Genomic DNA, 22,992 nt, shown 5'->3' with positions numbered 1-22,992 from the left:
AAATAATAATGCCCATCAAGGTGGCAATTAAGCCTCTGGCTTTGCTATGCGCGCTGTTCGCTTTAAATCTAACCGGCTGCGATGATTCATCCGTTAACTCAACGCAGTCAACGGTGGTTCCCGAAGTCCAGGTCACTACGCTGGCCGCGCAGTCGCTGCCGGTCACGGCGGAACTGCCGGGGCGTATTCTGGCTTACCGCATCGCGGAAGTCCGTCCGCAGGTTTCCGGCATCATTCTGCAGCGTCTTTTTACCGAAGGGAGTGACGTTGTCATCGGTCAGCCGCTCTATCAGATCGATTCCGCTCCCCTGCGCGCTGAATTCGATCGCACCGTCGCCGCCCTCGCACAGACCAGGGCCAACGCGCAGCTGGCGCAGGCCACCCTTGCGCGCTATCGCACATTGATCGGTGCGCAGTACGTCAGTCGTCAGGACTTTGACCAGGCGGAGGCGACGGCGGCTCAGACGCGCGCTGCCGCTGAGGCGGCCAGGGCCGCTGAGGAAACGGCGCGGATCAACCTGGGGCGAACGACGATCACCTCGCCGCTTAACGGCAGAATCGGGCGTTCATCGGTAACCGAAGGCGCGCTGGTGCAGGATCAGCAGAGCGATGCGCTGGCCACGGTGCAGCAGCTTGATCCGCTTTATCTGGACGTAACGCAATCGAGCCAGGAATTTCTGCGCCTGCAGCAGGAACTGACCTCCGGCAGGCTACAGCGCCAGCCCGGCATCGTGCCGGTCAGCGTAATCCTCAGCGATGGTTCACTTTATCCACACCCCGGAACACTGGCGTTTTCGGACCTGACCGTTGACCAGACCACCGGCGCAATTACCTTGCGCGCTATCGTACCTAACCCCGATCGCCAGCTGCTGCCGGGCATGTTTGTGCGGGCACGTATCAATCTGGGGAGCGATCCGCAGGGGCTGACCGTTCCGCAGCAGGCGGTCAGCCGCACTCCGCGTGGCGAAGCAACCGCACTGGTGGTGGATCAGGATAATCGCGTTGAAGTCCGCCATATCACCGTTTCAACAGCCTCGTCCGATCGCTGGGCGGTCACCAGCGGCCTTAAGCCCGGTGAAAGAGCGATCGTTTCCGGGCTACAGCGTGCACAGCCGGGAATGAAGGTCTCTCCTGTTGATATTGCCGCTACGCCAACCGGAGGCGCAAACTGATGTCCAGATTCTTTATCGATCGCCCGGTTTTCGCCTGGGTTCTGGCGATAATCGTCATGCTCGCCGGGGGCATTTCCCTGTTGAAAATGCCGGTGGAGCAGTACCCCGACGTCGCCCCCACCGCCGTGCAAATTCGTGCAACCTATCCCGGTGCCGATGCCACCACCCTGCAAAACAGCGTGACGCAGGTTATCGAGCAAAACATGAGCGGGTTGGACGGGCTGATGTACATGTCCTCGACCAGCGATTCTTCCGGCACGCTGCAGCTGACGTTGTCGTTTGAAAACGGCACCGACGCGGATATCGCCCAGGTACAGGTGCAGAACAAGCTCCAACTGGCCACGCCGCTGCTGCCTCAAGAAGTTCAGCAGCAGGGAATTACGGTGCGTAAATCTTCCAGCGTGTTCTTCCTGGTACCGGGATTTGTTGATGAAAGCGGCCGGATGAGCATGGAAGATATTGCCGATTACGTGGCGGCAAACCTGAAAGATCCCATCAGCCGCATCAACGGCGTGGGCGATACCACGCTGTTCGGCTCGCAGTACGCCATGCGCATCTGGCTTGATCCGAACAAGCTGAATAACTACCAGCTGACGCCGGTGGATGTTATTGCACGGATCCGTGCGCAGAATGCTCAGATTGCCGCAGGTCAGCTCGGTGGTGCGCCGCCGGTGAAGGGGCAGCAGCTTAATGCGTCGATCATCGCGCAGACGCGGCTGACCTCCCCAGAGGCGTTCGGCAATATTCTGATGAAGGTTAACGGCGACGGATCGCAGGTGAGGCTGCACGATGTGGCGCGGATCGAGCGCGGCGGCGAAAACTACAATTTCGTGGTGAAGATTAACGGTAAACCGGCCTCGGCGCTCGGCATCCAGCTGGCGACCGGCGCGAATGCGTTGGATACGGCGAATGCCATCCGCGCACGGATCAATACCCTGAAGCCCTTCTTCCCGCAGGGACTAACGGTGGTGTATCCCTACGACACCACGCCGTTTATCAGTATTTCGATCAATGAAGTGGTGAAAACGCTGATTGAAGCCATCGTGCTGGTTTTTCTGGTGATGTACCTGTTCCTGCAAAGCTTCCGCGCCACGCTGATCCCCACCATCGCAGTACCGGTGGTGCTGGCTGGGACGTTTGCCATCCTCAGCGCCTTTGGTTATTCGATCAACACGCTGACGATGTTCGGCATGGTGCTGGCGATTGGCCTGCTGGTCGATGATGCCATTGTGGTGGTGGAAAACGTTGAGCGGGTGATGGCGGAAGAAGGCCTGAAGCCGAAGGCTGCCACGCGCAAATCCATGGGGCAGATCCAGGGGGCGCTGGTCGGCATTGCGTTGGTACTCTCCGCAGTGTTTGTGCCGATGGCGTTCTTTGGCGGCAGTACCGGTGTGATTTACCGGCAGTTCTCTATCGCTATCGTGTCGGCCATGGTGCTCTCGGTGCTGGTGGCGCTGATCCTTACCCCGGCCCTGTGCGTCACCCTGCTTAAGCCGCTGAAGCCGGGCGAACACGGGCAGAAACGCGGTCTGTTCGGCTGGTTTAACCGAAAATTTGAGCAGAGTACGCAGCACTACAGCAGCTCGGTGGCCCGCATGCTGCACCGCAGCGGCCGCTGTCTGCTGATCTACGGCGTCTTGGTGGCGGGTATGGCGCTGCTGTTTGTGCGTTTGCCGACCTCATTCCTGCCTTCAGAGGATCAGGGCGTGCTGGCAACGCAGGCGATTCTGCCCGCCGGGGCAACCCAGGAACGAACCCAGGCGGTGCTGGATCGCGTCAGTGACTACTACCTCAACTCGGAAAAAAGCAACGTTGAAAATGTGCTGACGGTGAACGGCTTTGGCTTTGCCGGGCGCGGGCAGAACGTCGGCATCGCCTTTATTGGCCTGAAGGACTGGTCTGAACGCGGGGGCGATGAGAATAAGGTCGATGGCATTGTCAGCCGTGCCGCCGGGGCTTTCGGTAAAATTATGGATGGCACCGTAGTGGCGTTTAACCTGCCGCCGATAATCGCACTGGGCAACGCCACCGGCTTTGACTTCGAGCTGATCGACCAGGCCGGGCTTGGCCATGAAAAGCTATTGCAGGCGCGTAACGTTCTGCTCGACCTGGCGCGCCAGCATCCGGAGACGCTGACGGCGGTGCGAGCCAACGGCATGGAAGACAGCCCGCAGTTCAAACTCAATATTGATGAAGAAAAGGCCACCGCGCTGGGTGTCGATCTGACCGATATTAACAGCACGTTAAGCACGGCGTGGGGCGGTAACTACGTCAATGACTTTATTGATAGCGGCAGGGTCAAAAAAGTTTATGTGATGGCCGATGCCCGCTGGCGCATGCTGCCACAGGATCTCGATAACTGGTACGTGCGTGCAGCCAACGGCAAAATGGTGCCCTTTGCCAGCTTCTCTACGGCGGAATGGATTTACGGCTCACCGCGCCTGGAGCGCTACAACGGCCTGTCATCGGTGGAGATCCTCGGTCAGCCCGCTGCGGGTAAAAGCTCGGGCGAAGCGATGGCGTTAATGGAACAGCTGGCGCAGCAGCTGCCCGAGGGTATTGGCTTCGACTGGACCGGGATGTCGTATCAGGAACGGATGACCGGAGAACAGGCCCCTGCACTGTACGCGCTGTCTCTGATCGTCGTATTCCTGTGCCTGGCAGCGTTGTACGAAAGCTGGTCGGTACCGTTCTCGGTGATGCTGGTGGTGCCGCTCGGTGTGTTCGGTGCGCTGACAGCCACCCTGCTGCGCGGACTGAACAACGACGTTTATTTCGTGGTAGGTCTGTTAACCACGATCGGGCTGTCGGCGAAAAACGCCATTTTGATCGTCGAATTTGCAAAAGACCTGATCGAAAAAGAAGGCAAAGGCGTTATCGAGGCCACGCTGGAGGCGGCGCGCATGCGGCTGAGGCCGATACTGATGACCTCGCTGGCCTTTATCCTCGGGGTACTGCCGCTGGCCATCAGCACCGGCGCCGGTAGCGGCGCGCAGAATGCGGTGGGTACCGGCGTTATCGGCGGGATGGTCGCCGCAACCCTGCTAGCGGTTTACTTCGTTCCCCTGTTTTTTGTCGTCGTGCATAACCGCTTCGGCGGCAGTGCGCGCGGCGAAGACGACGATGACTGATTGATCGGGCTGACCGGCAGCCGATCGGGTTTTCAACCCGCTTGCTGCCGGTCACTTTCTACGACTTATGCCCTGCGACTCAACGAGATAACACCCGTGAATAATTCCACCCTTGCCAAAACCGGCATCGCCTTTATTGCCATCCTCAGCGCGCTGATGGCCTTTACTTCACTGTCGACGGATATTTATCTGCCCGCGATGCCGGCGATGTCGATTTCGCTACACGGTGATGCCGCGCTGACCGTAACCGGTTTTTTGATTGGTTTCGCGATTGCCCAACTTATCTGGGGGCCGATAAGCGACAGATTTGGACGCAAGCCACCGCTGTATATCGGCATGATTTTGTTCGCTATTGGCTCAGCGGGATGCGCCCTGTCTACTGAAATGTATCAGATCGTATTCTGGCGAGTTTTCCAGGCGGCCGGTGCCTGTACCGGTCCGATGCTGGCGCGGGCGATGATCCGCGATCTCTTCAGCCGCACCCGTGCCGCGCAGATGCTTTCAACGCTGATTATTGTGATGGCGATTGCGCCTATTGCCGGTCCGCTGCTCGGCGGGCAAATTATCCGCTATTCACAGTGGCCGATTATTTTCTGGTTTCTCGCAGCCGTTGGCGTGCTGATGTTTATCGCCCTGTTCTGGCTGCCTGAAACCCTGCCGCCGGAAAAACGCGCGGGTGATTCGCTCGGCGGCGCGTTTACTACCTATCTGCAACTGCTGCAAAACCGCGGCTTTATGCGGTTCACGCTGTGTGTAACTTTTTACTATGTGGCGGTCTATGCCTTTATCGTCGGATCGCCATCTGTCTATATCAGCGGGTTCGGCGTGGATCCCCAGCACTACGGCTGGCTGTTTGCGGTCAACATTATTGGCGTAGTGGGCATGAGCTTTATCAATAAGCGACTTGTTCAGCGATTTCCTCTGGAGCATATGCTTAAAACTGCTGCCGCTATTGCCTCAATAATGGCGTTACTCATGTGCATATCGTTGGCGATCTTCCCCAAAAACATGCTGGCCATGGCCGCCTGTATTTTTGTTTTCTTCTCGATGAACGGCATTATTGCCGCTTCGGCCACCGCTGCGGCGCTGGATGCGGTGCCGGGAACTGCCGGTTCGGCCTCGGCGCTGATTGGTGCCCTGCAATACGGTAGCGGCATTATCTCTTCGCTGATGCTGGCAGCCTTGAATGACGGTACGCGGTGGGCGATGGCGGGAATAATGACGATATTTACCCTGCTGAGCGGAATGATGGCATTTGGACGAATGAGACATCAGGCCCTGGCTGGCGCGGAATAGGCAGGCAGGAAAAGGAAAAAGATCGAATTTAGCACCCATCGTCATTTTGCTGACAAAAATGTCAGCAAAAAGTCAGCCTGCGGACCAGAGCCGTATTTATAATAGCGGCCGTAAACCGAGTAAGAACAGAGAAACACCCGATCATGAAAATACTGCTGGTGGAAGACGAGCTGAAAACGTCCTCCTATATCACCATGGCGTTGAGAGAACAGGGATTTATTGTCGATACCGCCCATGACGGCAGAGACGGCCTGTTCCTGGCCGTCGAATACGATTACGACGCGATCATTCTTGATGTCATGCTGCCAGAGATGGACGGTTATGAAATGCTCGCCAGCCTGCGCGAAAGCAAAAGAACACCGGTGCTGATGCTATCCGCGCGCGGCTCGCTTGATGAGCGGGTCAAGGGGTTGCGCCTGGGGGCCGATGACTATCTGCCGAAACCATTTTCACTGACCGAACTGATTGCCCGATTGCAGGCGCTGCTCAGACGCCGTTCGATGGACAGCTACGATATTGCCCATTTACAGGTTCACGACCTGACTATCGATCTGCTGGCGCGCCGGGTAATCCGCGACGGCAGCCGGATTGATTTAACCCAGAAAGAGTTCGCTCTGCTCAGTTTGCTGGCCCGACATCAGGGCCAGGTCATGTCAAAAATGATGATCGCCGAACAGGTGTGGGATATGAATTTTGACAGCGATGCTAACGTCGTTGAAGTCGCCATTAAGCGGCTGCGGACCAAGGTCGATGCGCCGTGGGATATCAAACTGCTGCACACCGTGCGCGGTATGGGCTACGTGCTTGAGTTTCGAGATTAACCATCATGCTCAATCTGTTCAGAAAATCCATTTCCGCCCGTCTGGCATTAATGTTCACCGTGGCGACGGTAAGCATGGCGCTGGCCTACGCCGTTTGCCTGCGCGTGACGTTACAGGAGTCGCTGGAAAAGCAGATGCATAACGAACTCCAGTTTCGTTATTCGCTGGTTGAACCGATGATTGTCTCCCGGGCTTCTGCCTATGACTGGCAGCTGCTGAAAGCGAAATTCGTTAATCTTTCTACCTCCGAAGGGGGGCGCGTACAGTACTGGATTATCAGCGACGACCCGTTTTATCACCTCGGCGGACCGGTGCCGCAGGCTGTGAACCTGAGAGCGCTGGAAGATGGTTTCAGTAAAGTAGACCTGCCCGATGCCAAAAAATGCCCGTTGTTCCTGATGACAAGCACCCTGCCCGCCAGCGGTAACAGACCCGCATTACGCTACGTTGTAGCGATCGACTCCACGCCCTATATGGGCACGCTGGAAGAGTTCACACGGGTACTGCTGTTTATCACCTTCTTCGGCGTGATTATGGTCGCTCTGCTGGGTTACTGGATTTCCCGCGCGGGCATGAAGCCGATAAAAGCGCTGAGCGCCCAGTCGCATCAGCTGGTTCCCGGGAAACAGAAACAGCGGCTGTGTATCGATTCGCTGCCGGAAGAACTGCATGCGCTGGCAGAGGCCTTTAACGGCGTACTGGTCCGCCAGGAAAAGGCCTGGGAGCAGCTTGAGAGCTTTAATGCCGACGTCGCGCACGAGCTGAAAACACCGTTAACCAATTTGATAGGCCAGACCCAGCTGGCGCTATCCCGCGACCGCAGCGTAGAACAGCTGCAAAATATGCTGGGATCGAATCTTGAAGAGCTTGAGCGCATGTCGTCGATTATTAATGACATGTTATTCCTGTCTCATGCCCAGACCGGTAAGTTTGCCGCTCAGATGGCGCAGGTTTCCCTTCGCAATGAAAGTCAGAAAGCGGCTGAATATCTTGAACCGTCACTAACGGAACGCCATTTGTCAGTGCGCATCAACGGCGACGCTACGGCATATGTAGACCGCAGATTGTTTACCCGCTCTCTGGCTAATCTTCTCAGCAACGGTTCACGTTACGCCCGCGAAGGCAGCACAATCGATATCAATATCGTGCAGTCCGAGAGGTTCATTTCGGTATCCGTGTTAAATGAAGGTGCAGAGATTGAGTCTTATCACCTTGAACGCCTGTTTGAACGTTTTTATCGCGTGGACGGCTCCAGAACGCAAAGCAGCAGTAATCACGGGCTGGGGCTGTCGATTGTAAAAGCAATTGCGCAGGTGCACGGAGGCGATGTTTTTGTTAACAGCCGCGACGGCGTGAATACCTTCGGTTTTACCCTTGCTGTAGCCGAAAAGCGCTAACCTTACCGCGCTGTCAGCAAGCGGTCATCTTAATGACAGCCCCTGTTTGCCAGGATGATGATGAACTTTCATCCTTCCAGACAAACAGGGATCTATCATGTATGAAAAAGTCGTTTTAATTATTGCCCGCATTATTATCACCCCGCTGTTTATTTATAGCGGGCTGGGTAAAGTTCTGCATTTTTCAGATAACGTGGCCAAAACGCCTTTCGGGGATACGTTGGTCGGACAGTTAATGATCGTTGCGGCGATAATTATTGAGTTAGGCGGCAGTCTCTGCTTCTTAACTGGATATCGATTAAAGGCCGTGTCGATTATCTGGATTGTCTATGTATTCCTCACCAGCGTGCTTTTCCATCAATTCTGGCTATACACAGGTGCCCAGCAGAGCAGCCAGTTTATTGCCTTCGGTAAGAATCTGAGCATTATTTCCGGGCTGATTTACTTCTCCCTGTTCTCCCCCGAGCGCCGTCAGTCGTAACGTCCGTTAGAGTGGAGAATGGTTTAAACCGGCGGTCTGTCCCTGCCGCCGGCGATCTCGCCACGATACACGACAAAAAGGTTCAGACGTTAAAAAGCCAGCCTGATTATCAGGCTGGCTAAGGATGTCGTTGTAAGAAGTGAGTCAGTGCAGCTGATTACTGATAAATAATCGCCGTTCCGCTCAGCAAATTATGCCCACCGGCAGCGATAATTTTATAGCGGCTGGCGTGCTGTTTATCCGCTTCCTGTTTAATCATGCTCTCGAGGTTTGACAGCGTGGTGGCACCAGAAACGGATACGGTTCCTTTCCTCACCAAGCCGTTGGTATCTTTAACAGCTTCCGCCGCATTAGCGAAGGATGAAATAACCAGAGCACCGGTTAGCAAGGTCATAGCGATACGCTTTTTCATAAATATCTCCCATTTAAATTCATTATTTCTGATGGGATAATTATATTTCATCGACCCTGTTCTTTAGCTGACATGAAAATGACATTGCTGTCATAATCCGGAATTAACGTGCTTCTTTACCCCTGATTTTCCTGGATTGACAATAATGTGTCAGTCTGTTTCAGGTTCCGGTTAATATATCAACAGCGTATCGGCAACAGGGGAATTTAAGTTCTCAGGTAATTATCTTGCCGACCTTTTATCCCCTGCCAGAACCAGGTTAACACCGTTGCTGAGGCGGAGTATATCCGGATTAATTTGCATGTTGTAACTAATGAGGATTCCTGTGATAAAACCATTTGGTACTGCATAGCCATACGGGAGATTGACGGGGGATTGATCTTGCCAGACGCAGGCGACGAGCAGTTTCACCTGCCCGCCGCCTGCTGCGGATTACTTATCGTAGTTTTCCAGATACTGCTTGTCTTCAATACGGTTGCGCTCTAACTCAAACTTCGGCGCGATAAAACCATACAGATTCCAGCCAAGGAACGTTGCCAGCGCGCCCCACGTCAGTGCCTCAAAACCGGCGCTGTACAACGCATAGTAGGTATAGAGCGTCGCGATAACCATGATGGTATTGGTCACACGCATTTCGCGTTTACTGACATCGGCCAGTCGCTGCATAGTGATCAACGCAGCCATCGACAGTAAATACGGGATCAGGTTGGTAATCACCGCCAGGTTAACCAGAATATCAAACTGCTTGGTCAGCGACGGGCTGATGGTCATAAAGGTAACGATAGTCTGCCCCACCACCAGAATCAGCATGCCTTTTACCGGTGCGCCCATCTTGTTCACGTGGGTGAATACACGATGGTAGAAACCGGCTTCTGCCCCGGATTTACACACCTGAGCAAAAGTAAACTGCCAGCCCAGCAGCGAGCCGATACAGGCCAGGCACATCAGCGCCATAATGATTTTACCCACCAGCGGCGTAAACATATGGCTGAACGCCACACCAAACGGCGCAGTGGAGTTAACCAGATCCAGGTTCGGCACAATCCCGGCGATGACGTTGGTAGAAATGATATAAATCACCGCAGCGCCCAGAGTTCCGCCCAGTACCGCAATCGGCACGTTGCGCTCGGGATTTTCAACCGCATCGCTATTGGCGCAGGCGGATTCCAGACCCAGGAACGCCCACAGCGTAATAGAAATCGAGGAGCTGATTGCCGAGAACAGCGGCTTGTGATGCGGGTTCCATGCATCTATATACTGCTGTGGACTGAACCAGAACCAGCCGATAATGCACAGCCCGACAACCGGAATGATCACCCCCCAGATAGTGATTGAACCGAGCTTACCAGTAACGGCGGAACCGCCGAAGTTGGCCAGCGTGGTCACCCACAGCACGGCCACGGTGGCCAGGCAAACGCCAACCGGCGTAAGCAGCACATCGAACAGCTCAACCCCGTAGCCAACCGCCGTAATGCCTATCGTTACGTTGGTGACCAGGCAGGAAATCACGTAGGTATAGTTAGAGATAAAATTACCACCGGTGCCCAGCGGATACTGTGCGTAACCAAACATCCCGCCGGGTTTACGGCTGAATCGACCGCATTTCGCAAAAGAGTAGGCCAGCGCCAGCGAACCCAGCGCGGTTACCAGCCAGGATAATATTGAGATGGTGCCGACTTCCGCCAGCTTGGTCGGCAGCAGGATAATCCCCGAGCCCATCATGTTGATGATGGTCAGGATGATCAGCTGCACGACGCCCATTTTTTTCGTCGGTTTTGAATCAGACATAGTTTCTTATCCTTATGACGGCCGCCCGGCAATACTGCCCGCGCGGCCGTTCTTATTATTGTTTAATAACGTATCCGCAGACCTGAACCTTACCCTGAGCATTTTCCCGGCAGTACACGCCCTGAAGTTCCGGGGCGAATCCCGGCAGCAGATCGATAACTGTCTCCCAGACTTTGAAATACTTCAGTACCGCCCCGCCCCACACTTCGCCAGGTACGATACAGATAATTCCCGGTGGATAAGGTAAAGCCCCCTCTGCCGCGATCCGCCCTTCGATCTCATTCAGGGCCACCAGCTCGGTATGGTTACGCACAAACTCCAGATTGGCTTTTTGTGGCAGCATTGCCTGCTTTGGCAGAGTCTCCTTACGGAAGAGCGCCTTTTGCAGATCCTTGATGTTGTTACGAACGTAAATGTCGTGCATTTCCTGGCACAGACGACGCAGGGTATAGCCCTGATAGCGTTCGGCGTGGTCGGCGTAAATGGACGGTAGAACATCGCAGAGCAGCGCATCTTCAGCCACCAGCTGTTCGAAGCGCGAAATCAGCGCCACCAGATACTGGATTTTCGGCAAGTCAGAAGAGGGAGTGATCAGGAACAGGATCGAGTTGAGATCACTTTTTTCCGGCGTAATGCCGTGTTCACGCAGGAAGTTACACAGGATAGTGGCCGGGATACCGAAGTCGGCATAGCCACCGGTATCAATATCAATGCCCGGCGTGGTCAGCAGTAGCTTGAACGGGTCAACAAAGTACTGATTTTTTTCGAAGCCCTGATAGGCGTGCCACTTTTCGCCCGGAACATAGTCAAAAAACTTCAGATCGCTGGCGATTTCGTCGGTGCTGTAATCCTGCCACGGTTTACCTTCAATCATCGGAGGAATAAACGGTTTGATCATGGTGCAGGTTTTCAGGATCAGTTTCCGCGCTTCAATGCCAACCTTAATCGCATCCTGCCAGATTTTCACGCCGGCCTGGCCTTCGTGCATCTGGGCATTCACATCCAGCGAGGCGAAAATAGGATAGTTAGGACTGGTGGAGGCATGCAGCATATAGGCATTGTTCATATGCTTGTGGTTGCAGTAATAAGGCTGATGCTTCATATGGCGATCTTTTTTATGGATCTGTGATGCCTGGCTGAATCCTGCCAGCAATTTATGCACTGACTGGGTTACCAGGATACCCGGATCGTTCTCTTTCAGCTCCAGCAGCATCGGCGAGCAGTCACGCATCATCGGGATAAACTGTTCGTAACCGACCCAGGCCGAATCAAACAGAATGTAGTCACAGAGATGACCAATTTTGTCGACAACCTGACGGGCGTTATAAATACAGCCGTCATAGGTGCCAAGCTGAATAATCGCCAGACGGAATGGACGCGGGCAGTCGACCTTCTCCGGCGCAACGGCTTTGATCTCTTCCCGGAGATAGCTTTCTTTAAAGCAGCGGGCATCAATTCCGCCGATAAAGCCAAACGGATTACGACAGGTTTCAAGGTAAACCGGCGTTGCTCCCGCCTGAATCAGCGCACCGTGATGACAGGACTTATGGTTATTTCGATCGAAGAGCACCAGATCGCCCGGAGCAAGTAGCGCGTTGGTCACAACTTTATTCGAAGCCGACGTGCCGTTTAACACGAAGTAGGTTTTGTCGGCGTGGAACACTTTCGCGGCATGCTGTTCGGCCTGACAGGCAGCGCCTTCATGAATCAGCAGATCGCCCAGACGCACCTCGGAACTGGCCATATCAGCGCGAAAGGCCGTCTCGCCAAAATAGTCAAAGAAGCGCCTTCCTGCCGGGGTCTGGCGAAAGAACTGGCCGCCGTTATGGCCCGGTGTTGAAAGCGACACGTTGCCTTTTTCGGTATAGCGAGTCATCTCTTTGAAAAATGGCGGCAGCAGGCTTTCTTCGTATTCGCTTGCTGCAAAATTGATTTGCTTACCAAAAAATTCCGTGGTCACTCCGTTCATATTAATCACGCCGCGCATCTTCTCTAGAATGTCTGGCGGCAATATTTCCCCTTTTTCCAGCACGGCAAAGACGGGGATATTGAACTCATTCTGCAAAGCAATTTCCAGCAACCCTCTTTTAATATCGGAGGTTGTTAAAACAACAGCCCCCACATCCGTAAAGTCGGTTTCTGTGACACCCACAATATCCCTGTCGGTGACGAAACTGTTCAGCGTTTCCTGTGTGGCAGCAATTTTAAGCTTTTTCATATTTTTCCCTTAGTCTATTTCACGGTCCATTTTCTGGTTGTTAATCAACACTCAACAGGAGTATTGCAAGCGCCGTGCCATAACAAACAAATCATTTAAGTCAACAGCTTAAGTCTTTTGATGCTGTTTAATATTTAGATAAGGTTCTAAATATTGTACTTGTGTCTGTTTTTCGACACACTTCACGCCATCCCTCAAGCCATTTTTTAAACCAGGGATAAAAACTAATTAAAATTACTATTTAAGGAGCTGTACACGAATGGAATCGCAAAAAGAACTGGTGCGTATGGTGTCGCTGTTTTCCCGTTTTTTTGACTTAATTCATCAACCCATCACGATTATCGATCGGCAGGCAAAATTCATTTATTACAATCAGGAAAGTGCTGGCATAGACGGCTACAGCGTCCAGTCTGCGCTGGGGAAGAGCGTGCAGGACGTCTATGGCCTGTGCAAAGAAAAGAGCACCATGCTGCAGGCGCTGTATGACGGCAAAGAATTTATTGGTAATTATCAGATTTATTACAACCGTAAAGGGAAAGCCGTTGAGTTTCAGCACACTACCGTTCCGCTGTATAACAGCAGCGGAGAGATCCAGGGAGTGATTGAAATTGGCCGCGATATCTCCTCTACGCGGATCTTGCAGGACCAGGTAGTTGAGCTGAACAGCCTGCTTTACAACCATAACCAGAGCGAGAAGAAGTACGAAATTATTACCGCTGATCCACGGATGCAAAAGTTAATCGACCAGGCTAAACGCCTTGCCATAGGTGACGTTCCGGTGATGATCGTCGGTGAGACGGGAACGGGAAAGGAGCTTTTTGCCCGGCTTATTCATCACTACAGCAACCGGGCGGACAAACCGTTTATCGCACTGAACTGCGGAGCCATTCCGGAAGCGTTGATTGAAAGTACCCTGTTCGGAACGGAGAAAGGTGCGTTTACCGGTGCCGAACATCGCCAGGGTTATCTGGAACTTGCTCAGGGAGGTACGCTGTTTCTGGATGAGCTGAACTCCATGCCGGTCGGCTTGCAAAGCAAGTTATTGCGCTTTTGCCAGGATAAAACATTCTGGAAAGTGGGTGGATCACGCCAGCAGACGTCAGATATTCGAATTCTATCAGCGGTGAATGAACCCCCGTCGGAGCTGCTTAACAGCGGCCATCTGAGGTCCGATCTCTATTATCGTTTGTGTGTCGGTCAGCTGGTGCTACCGCCTCTCAGCGAGAGGCCGGCTGACATCCGCCTGCTTTCAAATTATTTTATTGAAAAATATAACAATATTGTCAGCTGCCAGATCACCCATATCAGTGAAGAGGTAACCCGGCGGCTCACGCAGTTGCCCTGGCCCGGCAACGTGAGAATGCTGGAGAATGTGATACTGCGCAGTATGCTACAGCAGGAGCACAGCGGCCCGCTGGACGTGCTGGCCTATGATGATGAAATATCTTCCCCGGTTTCCTTCCGCCAGGTGAGTAAACCGGAAGAAGACATCGGCCCACAGTTTATTCCTCAGGAGGGCCTGGATGTGGCGATTGATAAATTTGAACGTCAGCTGATTATCAACGCACTTAACAGTACTCAGGGCAATATCGCCAGAGCGGCACAGGAGCTGCAGATAGCCAGGACCACGCTATACTACAAAGTGAAAAAACATCAGCTTACGCTGTGCGTTGATGATGGCCGTTCGCCGTTAGGCCAGATGTAGAATTTTCTGATAAGTTGCACGCGGCGGTGCTTCGGTGTCAGAATATTATTTCACGATAAAAGAAGGTAGAGATCTGCTATGCAGCACATTGTTGAAGGTTTTCTGAATTTCCAGAAAGATGTTTTCCCTAATCAGAAAGAATTATTCCGCAGCCTTGCTTCCAGCCAGAATCCCAAAGCGTTGTTTATCTCCTGCTCCGACAGCCGTCTGGTGCCTGAACTGGTCACCCAGCAGGAACCCGGACAGCTCTTTGTCATTCGTAATGCCGGCAATATCGTGCCCTCTTTCGGCCCTGAGCCGGGCGGCGTTTCTGCGACCATCGAATATGCGGTAGTGGCTCTGGGCGTCACCGATATCGTTATCTGTGGCCACTCCAACTGCGGCGCAATGAAAGCCATCGCTACCTGCCAGTGCCTGGACCCGATGCCTGCTGTTCAGCACTGGCTGCGCTACTCCGATGCGGCGAAGGCCGTTGTCGAGAAGAAAACCTACGCCAGCGAAGAAGAGAAAGTGAATGCCATGGTGCGTGAGAACGTTATCGCACAGCTGAACAATATCAAAACGCATCCGTCCGTCGCGGTGGGCCTGCGTGATAAGGCGTTGCGCCTGCACGGCTGGGTTTACGATATTGAAAGCGGCGTTATTCGCGCGCTGGATAAGCAGACCCAGGACTTTGTGCTGCTGTCTGAGAATCCGGGCGTTTGCTACGAGTAATCACCAGAGGGGCAAGGATGCCCTCTTCCCCCTGTTACAAAATCAGTACGTCGCCACTCCTGAACGGACCCCAAGATTGAGCCGAAAACGAAAGAAGACCGGCGGTAATCCGGCTATACATCCCCCCAAAGCCCCCCTTGCCACACCGATGCGGCGCTATTTACGCAGCGGAGAATTAGGCTGGAACTTTCTTAGCGGCCTGCTTGTTTATGGTATCGCCATGTTTACCTTAATTAAGCACTTTTCCCTGTGGTTTCTTCTGCCAGCGCTGCTACTTATTGCTTTGTATCCCTTCGCGAAAAAGGCAATGGATTCCCTGGTGATACACCTGTTCTCCGTTCGAGTCTGTAATTTTCTGAACGGGTCGCCACGAGGTCTGGACGCGATTTATAATATCCTTGTCATTATGCCACTGACGTTGCCACTGGCGCTGGGCTGGTTTATCTATTGCCACCGTGCGGCGCGCAAGATGCGGCAGCAGGAAAGTATGCAGTAAAAGCGCGGATAAAAAGAACGGGCAGCAAGCCTGGCAGAATGTCTGGGTGAGAGTGAACCGAACCGCGGGGAATAAACTGCCGGGGCAAATTCTTCCCCGGCAGAACAAAGCTTAGTTCAGCACGATACGCGCTACGCTGTCCGGCCCTTTTGCCGTATGCGATTTATCCAGCCCCTGCTTTACGCTGACGTACCGCGTCTGGCCGTCCGGGGAAAGTTCCAGGCTGTTTGGATGGCTGTCAAACGACCAGCTGTTTTTCACCGCGTAACTGGTCGCATCCAGCTGCAGTACCTTCTTCGATTCGCGCTGGCTGATGTAGATCTCGTTGCGTTTGGCGTTAAACTTCACCGCCAGCGCATCGCCCGGCAGGCGTTTGATCACTTTGCCGCTACGCTCATCAAATACCAGTGTCTCTTTCGCTTTAGAATTATCGGTCACGAACAGACGTCCGGTGGCAGGATCTTCCGCCAGGTTGAGGAACAGGTACTGTTTGTCGTCGCCTGCCGTCCAGCGCTGTTCGATTTTGTGGCTGCGCGGATTGATCACCAGAATTTCACCGCCGCCGTTGGCCGCGTAAACCTTATTGGTCAGCGGAGACCAGATAATTCCGGTAACCCATTTTCCGGCGTTTTTAATGGTGGTTTTCAGTTTCAGCGTTTTCGCATCCACCACCCAAATTACACCCGGATCGCCCACGCCGCCAACGTACAGCAGACCATCGTGCGCAAGGATTTCGCGGCTGCCCAGCGCATCCCCTTTCTTGCTGCGATCCTTAAACATCAGGCGCTGTAATACTTTACCGCTCTGCGCATCAACCTTAGTGATGCCGCCATCCACCGTGTTGGTGATGTAAATCGCGCTGCCGTCAGCGTCCTGCGCCACGCCAAAGTTTTTCAGATCGGTGTGCGTTTCGCTAACTGTCTCAAGCGTTTTGGGGTCCAGACGGTAGATAACCCCGCCGTTAGACGTTTTGAATCCCTGAGCGCTGGCAACGTACAGCCCTCCCGCCGCCGGAGAATAAGCCATTTCATACAGCCCGGCGGCGAGTTCGCGCTGGGTGAGTCGGCTATCTGCGGGTTTAGATTCGCTGGCGGTAGCAGCAGGCTGCTGAGCGGCCTGCGCCTGTTTCTGCGGAGCCTGACAGGCCGTCAGGCTGAGTGAGGTCACAATCGCCGCAGCGACAAGGGCTTTACGTGGGGTAAACAACGATCTCATTTCTGGCTCCATCAATGGACAGGCATCCCGGCCGGTTTATCCGGCACGGGAGCATATAAAGAGAATGAGAATCATAAGCATTTACAAATCTTATGTAAATGCGTTGTTTACAGAAGGAGTAACAGAATGAACCATTCAGAACATCGTGCTGTGCAACACCGTACGCAGCAGAATACCCACCAGCGCACCGGGCAGCGCAAAGCGGAACAGCCTGACAAAGCGGCTGGCAATACCAAGGTAAATGCCAATGCCGGGCAGATCCAGCGTCTGCACCATAAACCCGGCGGAGGCGTTAACCTGCTGCGCGGTCATTAATCCACGGTGCAGCAGATCGGATACCACGCCGAAATAAGCGGTTCCCCCCGCCAGGCATTTGGTTAACGCCGGAAGAATAAACACTTCGGAGACATGAAAGAAATCCAGCACCGGGGCAATCAGCCGGGTCAGCAGTTCAATCGCCCCCGCCTCTTTCAGGATACCCACCACGGTCAGCGAAAGGATCAGCATCGGGACCGAGCCCAGCGACAGGCGGATTGCATCCGACCCGGCGCCGTTAATAATGGCGATAAGGCCGGTTGCGGATTTATCTTCCGGCGGCGTGTCATCCCGCTGCAGCGAGGCGACCGACAGCCTGCGGCCGAAGAAATACCAGGTGATTGCCGCAGCGGCCAGTCCGCCCGCCACCGAAATACCCAGCGCGGCCCCCCAGTGCAAACCGAAGGGGATCAGCGGATAGAAGACGTTTCCCTGCCCCATGGCAAACAGCATGGCCAGCGTCGCCGCCAGATGGCGGTCCGATGCGCCCCTTTTTTCCATAATGGCCAGCGCGGCCAGCGGTGCGGCGAAGCTGACAAAGTTAAGCTGGATCAGCGCAAAAATCCCCATCCCGGTAATACCAAACGGCTTCAGCACCGGGGTCATCACCTGCACGATACGGTCCAGAATTCCCCTGACCTCCAGGTATTTCATAATAATCAGCATAACAACCATAATGGGGATCAGCGTATAAAGCGCCACATTCACCGAGGCTTTACCTGCCGACATAATGATCCCAATGATATCCATCAACAACTCCGAACGGGGGAAATTGCCAGTACGTTAACTCAGCCCGGGATTGACCGCTATGGTCGCGAGGATTCTTTTTTTGAATAGCGGCTTAACGGATTAAAATAACAACGCAGCTAAAATATAACCGCCAGGAATCATCCTGGTTGGTTATCCCCCCATTTTCGGTGAATAACCGGCCCGGGCATGTTAATCTCTGACTGTAAAAAATATCGCATATATAAAGGGAACACGGTGACAACCTATATCTTTGACCTGGATGGTACCATTATTACGAACGGACAACCGTTACACTGTAACCTGGCAGAAAATATTATCTCGCTCGCCAACTCCGCCCGCGTTATCTTTGCCTCCGCCCGCCCGGTGCGCGACATGCTTCCTTTGCTGCCGCGTGAACTGCACGACTGCCTGATGGTCGGCTGTAACGGGGCGATGGCCTGGCAACAGGGTGAGTGCCTGTTCAGTAACCGCTTTGATGATCGGGCAGCTGAAATGATGATCGACCTGCTTCAGCAGCATCAGGTGCCTTATGTACTTGACGGCCACTGGGGTTTTTCCACGTCGCAGACCGCGCATACCTTCCACGACTATATGCGCAGCCTTTCCGACAGTGAAATCCCGGAGAGTGAACTGGTCAGTCAGGGAGTGAGTAAAATTCTTATTCTTGATGGTGAATTCCGCGCGAAGACGGATGCATTTCTGCAGCAGAATAGTTTCGAATTTACTCTTCATCACCACAGACACGAGAATATATTCGATATTACCCCGCGTCAGGAGAATAAATATCTGGCGCTGAAGACGCTGGGAGTGGATTTCAGCCGCAGTATCGCCTTTGGCAATGACAGCAATGATTTTGAGATGCTGAATAATGCCGGAATATCCATCTTTACCGGCGAACCGTATTATTACGTTGGTGCCAGCCACTATTGCAAAACAGAGCAGCTGCCTGCCCTGCTTCGCGAATTTTCAGTGGTCCAGGCGTAATAGTCTGGCCCGGGGCTTCCGATTAACGGCCCCGGGTTATCAACTGTGCCGTTCGCTGACCGACATGGTAAAGACCAGAAGTCGATCGCTGTGGTTGGCATAACTGTGAGGTAAATCGGTTCTGGCGACTGCGGCGCAGCCGTTGGACACCTGCAGTTCGCTGGCCTCGACGTTCAGCGTCAGGGTTCCCTCTTCCACATGCAGCAGCTCAACGGTACCCGATGGATGGCCGGATGAGGTAAATTTCTCTCCCGGATGCATTTCCCAGCGCCATAATTCCAGCATATCCGGGCCGCGTGTACCGGCAAGCAGACGTGCCGAACCGCCGTTTTCGCCCTGCCACAGTACCGGCATCTCTTCCCGTTTCACCAGAAAGGCAGCGGGAGCCGCAGTCACGTTAACGATATCCGCTACCGACATACCCAGCGCGGCGGCAATCTTGCACAGGATGGCAATACTGGGGTTCGCACTGCCTTTCTCAATCTCCACCAGCATGCCCTTTGATACGCCTGCGCGGCGCGACAGCTCGTCAAGAGAAAGCTTTTTATCTTTACGCTGTGTTTTAATGCTGAGTGAAACAGCCTGGTTCACACTCAGTACATCCGCACCCGGCTCGGTCATTATATTGACTTTATTGGTCATCGGTCACTACTATAGAATAAATTAGTCACCCATGGAGTATGCAATGTTTGCCGTTTTACCGTCAATCGACAATCAGATCGGGGAAATCGCTCCGGGCTTCAGGGCCTTAAGTATCAGCGTTGAGGCCGCCCCCCTTACCCGACCAGAGTATGCCGCAGAGGCCCTGAAAGAGGCCTGCCGATTTATCAGCGAGCAGCAGCCCGACTGGGCAGTGGCGCATCTGGCTGCCTGGGCGGACGTTTTTCAGAGATTCGGGGCGAAACCAAAGCGCACCCCCTGTTCCGCCGAAGCGCTGCGCAAGCGCGTACTGCGCGACGGAACGCTGCCTGCTATCGATCCTGTCGTTGACCTGTATAACGCCATCAGTATTCGCTATGCCATTCCGGTCGGGGGCGAAAATATCGCGGCATATCAGGGACAGCCTTGTCTTTGCGTGGCGGAAGGCAACGAGCAGTTCGATACGGTGAAGGACGGCGTTACCACGCTGGAAACGGTAGACGCGGGAGAAGTTATCTGGCGCGATGACCAGGGCGTAACCTGCCGTCGCTGGAACTGGCGTCAGGGTGTCAGAACTCGCCTTGATGCCAGCGCGACCCGCATGTGGTTTATCCTTGAAAGCCTGCCCGCGATGCCGCTTTCTGCGGTGCAGGATGCCGGGGATGCGCTGATTGCCGGGCTGGAAGCCATGATGCCGGGAGTGGTATGCCACCAGCAGTGGCTGGGTAACACCCAGGCATAACTGACAAACGTAAAACGGGCGCAGCAAACAGCACTGCGCCCGTGGCTACGGCTTACTACTACACTCAGGAATTACAGCGCCAGGTCGACGACGATACGTCCTTCAATCTTACCGGCGTGCATACGGGCAAAGATATCGTTGATATTAGTCAGCGGTTCAACGGCAATGTTCGCTGCCACTTTATGGCGACCGGCAAAGTCCAGGGCTTCCTGCAGATCCTTACGGGTGCCGACGATGGAGCCACGAACGGTAATGCCGTCCAGCACCATGTTGAAGATCGACAGATCGAAGGTTCCCGGCGGCAGACCGTTCAGGACCATGGTTCCGCCACGGCGCATGGTGCCGATAGCCTGCTCAAACGCCTTCGGTGATACCGCCGTCACCAGCACGCCGTGCGCGCCGCCAAACTCCTCGTGGAACACTTTTGCCGGGTCAACATTACGGGCGTTGGCAGTGACGGTGGCACCCAGACGTTTAGCGAAGGCCAGCTTCTCGTCATCGATATCCACCGCCGCGACGTTCAGGCCCATCGCCACCGCATACTGCACCGCCATATGGCCCAGACCGCCGATACCGGATACCACCACCCAGTCGCCCGGCTTGGTGTCGGTCATTTTTAGGCCTTTATAGACGGTTACACCGGCGCAGAGGATCGGCGCAATTTCGTTGTATTCGACGTTATCCGGCAGGATACCCACATAGTTAGCATCGGCCAGGCAGTACTCAGCAAAGCTGCCGTTAACGGAATAACCGGCGTTTTGCTGCGAATGGCACAGGGTTTCCCAGCTGTCCAGACAGTGTTCGCAGTGGCCACAGGCGGAATACAGCCATGGCACGCCCACGCGATCCCCTTCCTTTATGTGCTTTACGCCTTCACCTACCGCAACCACGTAACCTACACCTTCATGACCTGGAATGAACGGCGGCTGCGGTTTTACCGGCCAGTCACCTTCGGCAGCGTGCAGGTCGGTATGGCATACGCCGGTCGCAACTACTTTCACCAGCAGCTGGCCGGGGCCAACGTCAGGGATCGGTACCTGCTCAATGACCAGCGGTTCGCCAAATGCCTTCACTACTGCGGCTTTCATCGTTTTCATCTTGTCACTCCGTAAAAGATAACAGGCTTAGAACAGCCCTAAAGGTGCCGTGTCGTAGCTGACCAGCAGATTTTTGGTTTGTTGATAGGCAGACAGCGCCATCTTGTGCGTTTCACGCCCGACGCCGGACTGTTTGTAGCCGCCAAACGCCGCGTGTGCCGGGTAGATGTGATAGCAGTTGGTCCACACGCGTCCGGCCTTGATGCTGCGCCCCATGCGATAGGCCAGGTTGGTATCACGCGTCCAGATCCCGGCACCCAGACCAAACTGGGTTTCGTTGGCAATCGCCAGCGCTTCGGCTTCGTCCTTAAAGGTGGTCACGCCGATCACCGGCCCGAAGATCTCCTCCTGGAAGCAGCGCATCTGGTTGTTGCCTTTAATCAGCGTAGGCTGAATGTAATAGCCGGTATCCAGCGCCGGGGTAATCGATGCACGATCGCCGCCGGTGAGGATCTGGCCGCCTTCCTGGCGGGCGATATCAATATAAGAAAGGATTTTGTCGAACTGCTGACGAGAGGCCTGTGCGCCAATCATCGTATCGGTGTCCAGCGGATCGCCACGGCGAATAGTGGCCACCTTCGCCATCACGCGCTCCATAAACGGCGCGTAGATCGATTCGTGGATCAGCGCGCGCGACGGGCAGGTGCAAACTTCGCCCTGATTGAAGAAGCCCAGCACCAGACCTTCTACCGCTTTGTCGATAAATTCCGGCTCGGCATTCATGATGTCGGCAAAGTAGATGTTCGGCGACTTGCCGCCCAGCTCGACGGTGCAGGGAATAATATTCTCCGCCGCGCAGGCCATAATGTGGCGGCCCACCGGCGTTGAACCGGTAAAGGCGATTTTCGCAATGCGCTTGCTGGTCGCCAGCGCTTCTCCGGCCTCGCGGCCAAAGCCCTGTACCACGTTCAGTACGCCAGCCGGGAAGATGTCGCCAATCAGCTCCAGCAGCAGCGTAATGCCCAGCGGAGTCTGCTCTGCCGGTTTCAGCACGACGCAGTTACCCGCCGCCAGCGCCGGAGCCAGCTTCCACGCGGCCATCAGCAACGGGAAGTTCCACGGGATAATCTGCCCGACCACACCCAGCGGTTCGTGGAAGTGGTAGGCGGCGGTGTGCTGGTCAATCTCTGCCGCGCTGCCTTCCTGAGCGCGCAGGCATCCGGCGAAGTAGCGGAAATGATCTACCGCCAGCGGCAGGTCGGCGTTCAGCGTCTCACGCACTGCCTTACCGTTGTCCCAGCTTTCGGCAACCGCCAGGTATTCCAGATTGGCTTCAATTCGATCCGCAACCTGCAGCAGCAGGTTAGCGCGATGCTGTACGCTGGTTTTTCCCCAGGCGTCGGCCGCACGGTGAGCGGCGTCCAGCGCAAAATCAATATCGCGGGCATCGGAACGCGGGAACTGAGCAATGTCGCTACCGTTCACCGGAGAGGTGTTCATAAAGTACTGACCGCTAAGCGGTTCGACGAATTTGCCATCAATAAAGTTACCGTAGGCCGCTTTGAAAGAGACTAAAGCGCCGGGCGTTCCGGGATGTGCATAACGCATCGCAAACTCCTTAATGTAGGGTAAACAGGCAGCCGTGAATGAATCCTCGTAGCGGGTGTTTTTTTGGCTGC

At 54.5% G+C, this 22,992-nt stretch carries 19 protein-coding genes; 11 read left to right on the top strand and 8 right to left on the bottom strand.

Going from position 1 to position 22,992, the window contains the following annotated elements; translation table 11 throughout:
* Positions 1-8: 8 nt before the first annotated feature.
* From OMR58_RS17705 to OMR58_RS17680, 6 genes are all read left to right on the top strand, one after another.
* Positions 9-1,172, top strand: a complete 1,164-nt coding sequence (locus OMR58_RS17705; protein WP_264546539.1) for an efflux RND transporter periplasmic adaptor subunit — start codon at positions 9-11, stop codon at positions 1,170-1,172.
* On the top strand, positions 1,172-4,303 hold the full coding sequence (locus OMR58_RS17700) for an efflux RND transporter permease subunit (protein ID WP_264546538.1): 3,132 nt from the start codon (positions 1,172-1,174) through the stop codon (positions 4,301-4,303). The genes OMR58_RS17705 and OMR58_RS17700 overlap by 1 nt, the downstream gene beginning before the upstream one ends.
* 156 nt (positions 4,304-4,459) lie before the next feature.
* Entirely contained in the window at positions 4,460-5,599 is a 1,140-nt protein-coding gene (locus OMR58_RS17695; RefSeq protein ID WP_444861328.1) for a multidrug effflux MFS transporter, read from the top strand.
* Positions 5,600-5,742: 143 nt separating this feature from the next.
* A complete protein-coding gene (locus OMR58_RS17690; protein WP_105593777.1) occupies positions 5,743-6,420 on the top strand; it encodes a heavy metal response regulator transcription factor in 678 nt (225 codons plus the stop codon).
* A 14-nt stretch (positions 6,421-6,434) separates the two neighbouring features.
* Positions 6,435-7,817 carry a heavy metal sensor histidine kinase gene (locus OMR58_RS17685; RefSeq protein ID WP_347710574.1) on the top strand — a complete coding sequence of 461 codons (1,383 nt, stop codon included), beginning with the start codon at positions 6,435-6,437 and terminating at the stop codon, positions 7,815-7,817.
* 97 nt (positions 7,818-7,914) lie between these two features.
* Entirely contained in the window at positions 7,915-8,298 is a 384-nt protein-coding gene (locus OMR58_RS17680) for a DoxX family protein (RefSeq protein WP_200558882.1), read from the top strand.
* Between the two features lie 157 nt (positions 8,299-8,455).
* Here the strand turns inward: OMR58_RS17680 and OMR58_RS17675 are convergent, their stop codons facing one another.
* From OMR58_RS17675 to speC, 3 genes are all read right to left on the bottom strand, one after another.
* The gene (locus OMR58_RS17675; protein ID WP_234471635.1) at positions 8,456-8,761 is read right to left on the bottom strand and encodes a DUF1471 domain-containing protein; all 306 of its coding nucleotides are present in this window, start codon (positions 8,759-8,761) and stop codon (positions 8,456-8,458) included.
* A 381-nt stretch (positions 8,762-9,142) separates the two neighbouring features.
* A complete protein-coding gene (gene potE / locus OMR58_RS17670) occupies positions 9,143-10,498 on the bottom strand; it encodes a putrescine-ornithine antiporter (protein WP_264546535.1) in 1,356 nt (451 codons plus the stop codon).
* A gap of 55 nt (positions 10,499-10,553) precedes the next feature.
* Entirely contained in the window at positions 10,554-12,716 is a 2,163-nt protein-coding gene (gene speC / locus OMR58_RS17665) for an ornithine decarboxylase (RefSeq protein WP_264546534.1), read from the bottom strand.
* A 259-nt stretch (positions 12,717-12,975) separates the two neighbouring features.
* On the opposite strand from speC, the gene OMR58_RS17660 reads away from it, so the two are divergent.
* The 3 genes from OMR58_RS17660 to OMR58_RS17650 all read left to right on the top strand — a co-directional run bounded on the left by OMR58_RS17660 (position 12,976) and on the right by OMR58_RS17650 (position 15,631).
* On the top strand, positions 12,976-14,421 hold the full coding sequence (locus OMR58_RS17660) for a sigma-54 interaction domain-containing protein (RefSeq protein ID WP_264546533.1): 1,446 nt from the start codon (positions 12,976-12,978) through the stop codon (positions 14,419-14,421).
* A 78-nt stretch (positions 14,422-14,499) separates the two neighbouring features.
* Entirely contained in the window at positions 14,500-15,135 is a 636-nt protein-coding gene (locus tag OMR58_RS17655; protein ID WP_105593773.1) for a carbonic anhydrase, read from the top strand.
* Positions 15,136-15,211: 76 nt separating this feature from the next.
* Positions 15,212-15,631, top strand: a complete 420-nt coding sequence (locus OMR58_RS17650) for a hypothetical protein (protein ID WP_264546532.1) — start codon at positions 15,212-15,214, stop codon at positions 15,629-15,631.
* A gap of 111 nt (positions 15,632-15,742) precedes the next feature.
* Here OMR58_RS17650 and OMR58_RS17645 read toward each other — a convergent pair whose 3' ends face one another.
* Positions 15,743-16,846, bottom strand: a complete 1,104-nt coding sequence (locus tag OMR58_RS17645) for a YncE family protein (RefSeq protein WP_264546531.1) — start codon at positions 16,844-16,846, stop codon at positions 15,743-15,745.
* Positions 16,847-16,981: 135 nt separating this feature from the next.
* Positions 16,982-17,911 carry a nucleoside recognition domain-containing protein gene (locus OMR58_RS17640; RefSeq protein ID WP_105593770.1) on the bottom strand — a complete coding sequence of 310 codons (930 nt, stop codon included), beginning with the start codon at positions 17,909-17,911 and terminating at the stop codon, positions 16,982-16,984.
* 234 nt (positions 17,912-18,145) lie between these two features.
* Between OMR58_RS17640 and OMR58_RS17635 the strand changes: the two genes are divergently transcribed.
* Entirely contained in the window at positions 18,146-18,895 is a 750-nt protein-coding gene (locus OMR58_RS17635) for an HAD hydrolase family protein (protein WP_264546530.1), read from the top strand.
* Positions 18,896-18,934: 39 nt separating this feature from the next.
* On the opposite strand, the gene OMR58_RS17630 is transcribed toward OMR58_RS17635, so the two are convergent.
* Positions 18,935-19,537 carry a helix-turn-helix domain-containing protein gene (locus OMR58_RS17630; protein WP_200558889.1) on the bottom strand — a complete coding sequence of 201 codons (603 nt, stop codon included), beginning with the start codon at positions 19,535-19,537 and terminating at the stop codon, positions 18,935-18,937.
* Between the two features lie 43 nt (positions 19,538-19,580).
* On the opposite strand from OMR58_RS17630, the gene OMR58_RS17625 reads away from it, so the two are divergent.
* Positions 19,581-20,276 (top strand): B3/B4 domain-containing protein, encoded by a 696-nt coding sequence (locus tag OMR58_RS17625; RefSeq protein ID WP_200558890.1) that lies wholly within the window; start codon positions 19,581-19,583, stop codon positions 20,274-20,276.
* A gap of 71 nt (positions 20,277-20,347) precedes the next feature.
* On the opposite strand, the gene adhP is transcribed toward OMR58_RS17625, so the two are convergent.
* Entirely contained in the window at positions 20,348-21,373 is a 1,026-nt protein-coding gene (gene adhP / locus OMR58_RS17620) for an alcohol dehydrogenase AdhP (RefSeq protein WP_105593766.1), read from the bottom strand.
* Between the two features lie 27 nt (positions 21,374-21,400).
* Entirely contained in the window at positions 21,401-22,921 is a 1,521-nt protein-coding gene (gene exaC / locus OMR58_RS17615) for an acetaldehyde dehydrogenase ExaC (protein ID WP_200546480.1), read from the bottom strand.
* Positions 22,922-22,992: the final 71 nt, after the last annotated feature.

The organism is Erwinia sp. INIA01, assembly GCF_025947915.1.
Taxonomy (GTDB): Bacteria; Pseudomonadota; Gammaproteobacteria; order Enterobacterales; family Enterobacteriaceae; genus Erwinia; species Erwinia coffeiphila.
Note: the sequence above shows the minus strand (reverse complement) of the source record. Positions and strands in the feature narration are given on the sequence as shown.

Bases quoted from the DNA above. Each gene is read 5' to 3' on its own strand.
- OMR58_RS17660 (WP_264546533.1), top strand. From the start codon at position 12,976: ATGGAATCGCAAAAAGAACTGGTGCGTATGGTGTCGCTGTTTTCCCGT.
- OMR58_RS17655 (WP_105593773.1), top strand. From the start codon at position 14,500: ATGCAGCACATTGTTGAAGGTTTTCTGAATTTCCAGAAAGATGTTTTC.
- adhP (WP_105593766.1), bottom strand. From the start codon at position 21,373: ATGAAAACGATGAAAGCCGCAGTAGTGAAGGCATTTGGCGAACCGCTG.
- OMR58_RS17640 (WP_105593770.1), bottom strand. From the start codon at position 17,911: ATGGATATCATTGGGATCATTATGTCGGCAGGTAAAGCCTCGGTGAAT.
- OMR58_RS17630 (WP_200558889.1), bottom strand. From the start codon at position 19,537: ATGACCAATAAAGTCAATATAATGACCGAGCCGGGTGCGGATGTACTG.
- OMR58_RS17625 (WP_200558890.1), top strand. From the start codon at position 19,581: ATGTTTGCCGTTTTACCGTCAATCGACAATCAGATCGGGGAAATCGCT.
- OMR58_RS17690 (WP_105593777.1), top strand. From the start codon at position 5,743: ATGAAAATACTGCTGGTGGAAGACGAGCTGAAAACGTCCTCCTATATC.
- speC (WP_264546534.1), bottom strand. From the start codon at position 12,716: ATGAAAAAGCTTAAAATTGCTGCCACACAGGAAACGCTGAACAGTTTC.
- exaC (WP_200546480.1), bottom strand. From the start codon at position 22,921: ATGCGTTATGCACATCCCGGAACGCCCGGCGCTTTAGTCTCTTTCAAA.
- OMR58_RS17675 (WP_234471635.1), bottom strand. From the start codon at position 8,761: ATGAAATATAATTATCCCATCAGAAATAATGAATTTAAATGGGAGATA.
- OMR58_RS17680 (WP_200558882.1), top strand. From the start codon at position 7,915: ATGTATGAAAAAGTCGTTTTAATTATTGCCCGCATTATTATCACCCCG.
- OMR58_RS17645 (WP_264546531.1), bottom strand. From the start codon at position 16,846: ATGAGATCGTTGTTTACCCCACGTAAAGCCCTTGTCGCTGCGGCGATT.
- OMR58_RS17695 (WP_444861328.1), top strand. From the start codon at position 4,460: ATGGCCTTTACTTCACTGTCGACGGATATTTATCTGCCCGCGATGCCG.
- OMR58_RS17705 (WP_264546539.1), top strand. From the start codon at position 9: ATGCCCATCAAGGTGGCAATTAAGCCTCTGGCTTTGCTATGCGCGCTG.
- potE (WP_264546535.1), bottom strand. From the start codon at position 10,498: ATGTCTGATTCAAAACCGACGAAAAAAATGGGCGTCGTGCAGCTGATC.
- OMR58_RS17700 (WP_264546538.1), top strand. From the start codon at position 1,172: ATGTCCAGATTCTTTATCGATCGCCCGGTTTTCGCCTGGGTTCTGGCG.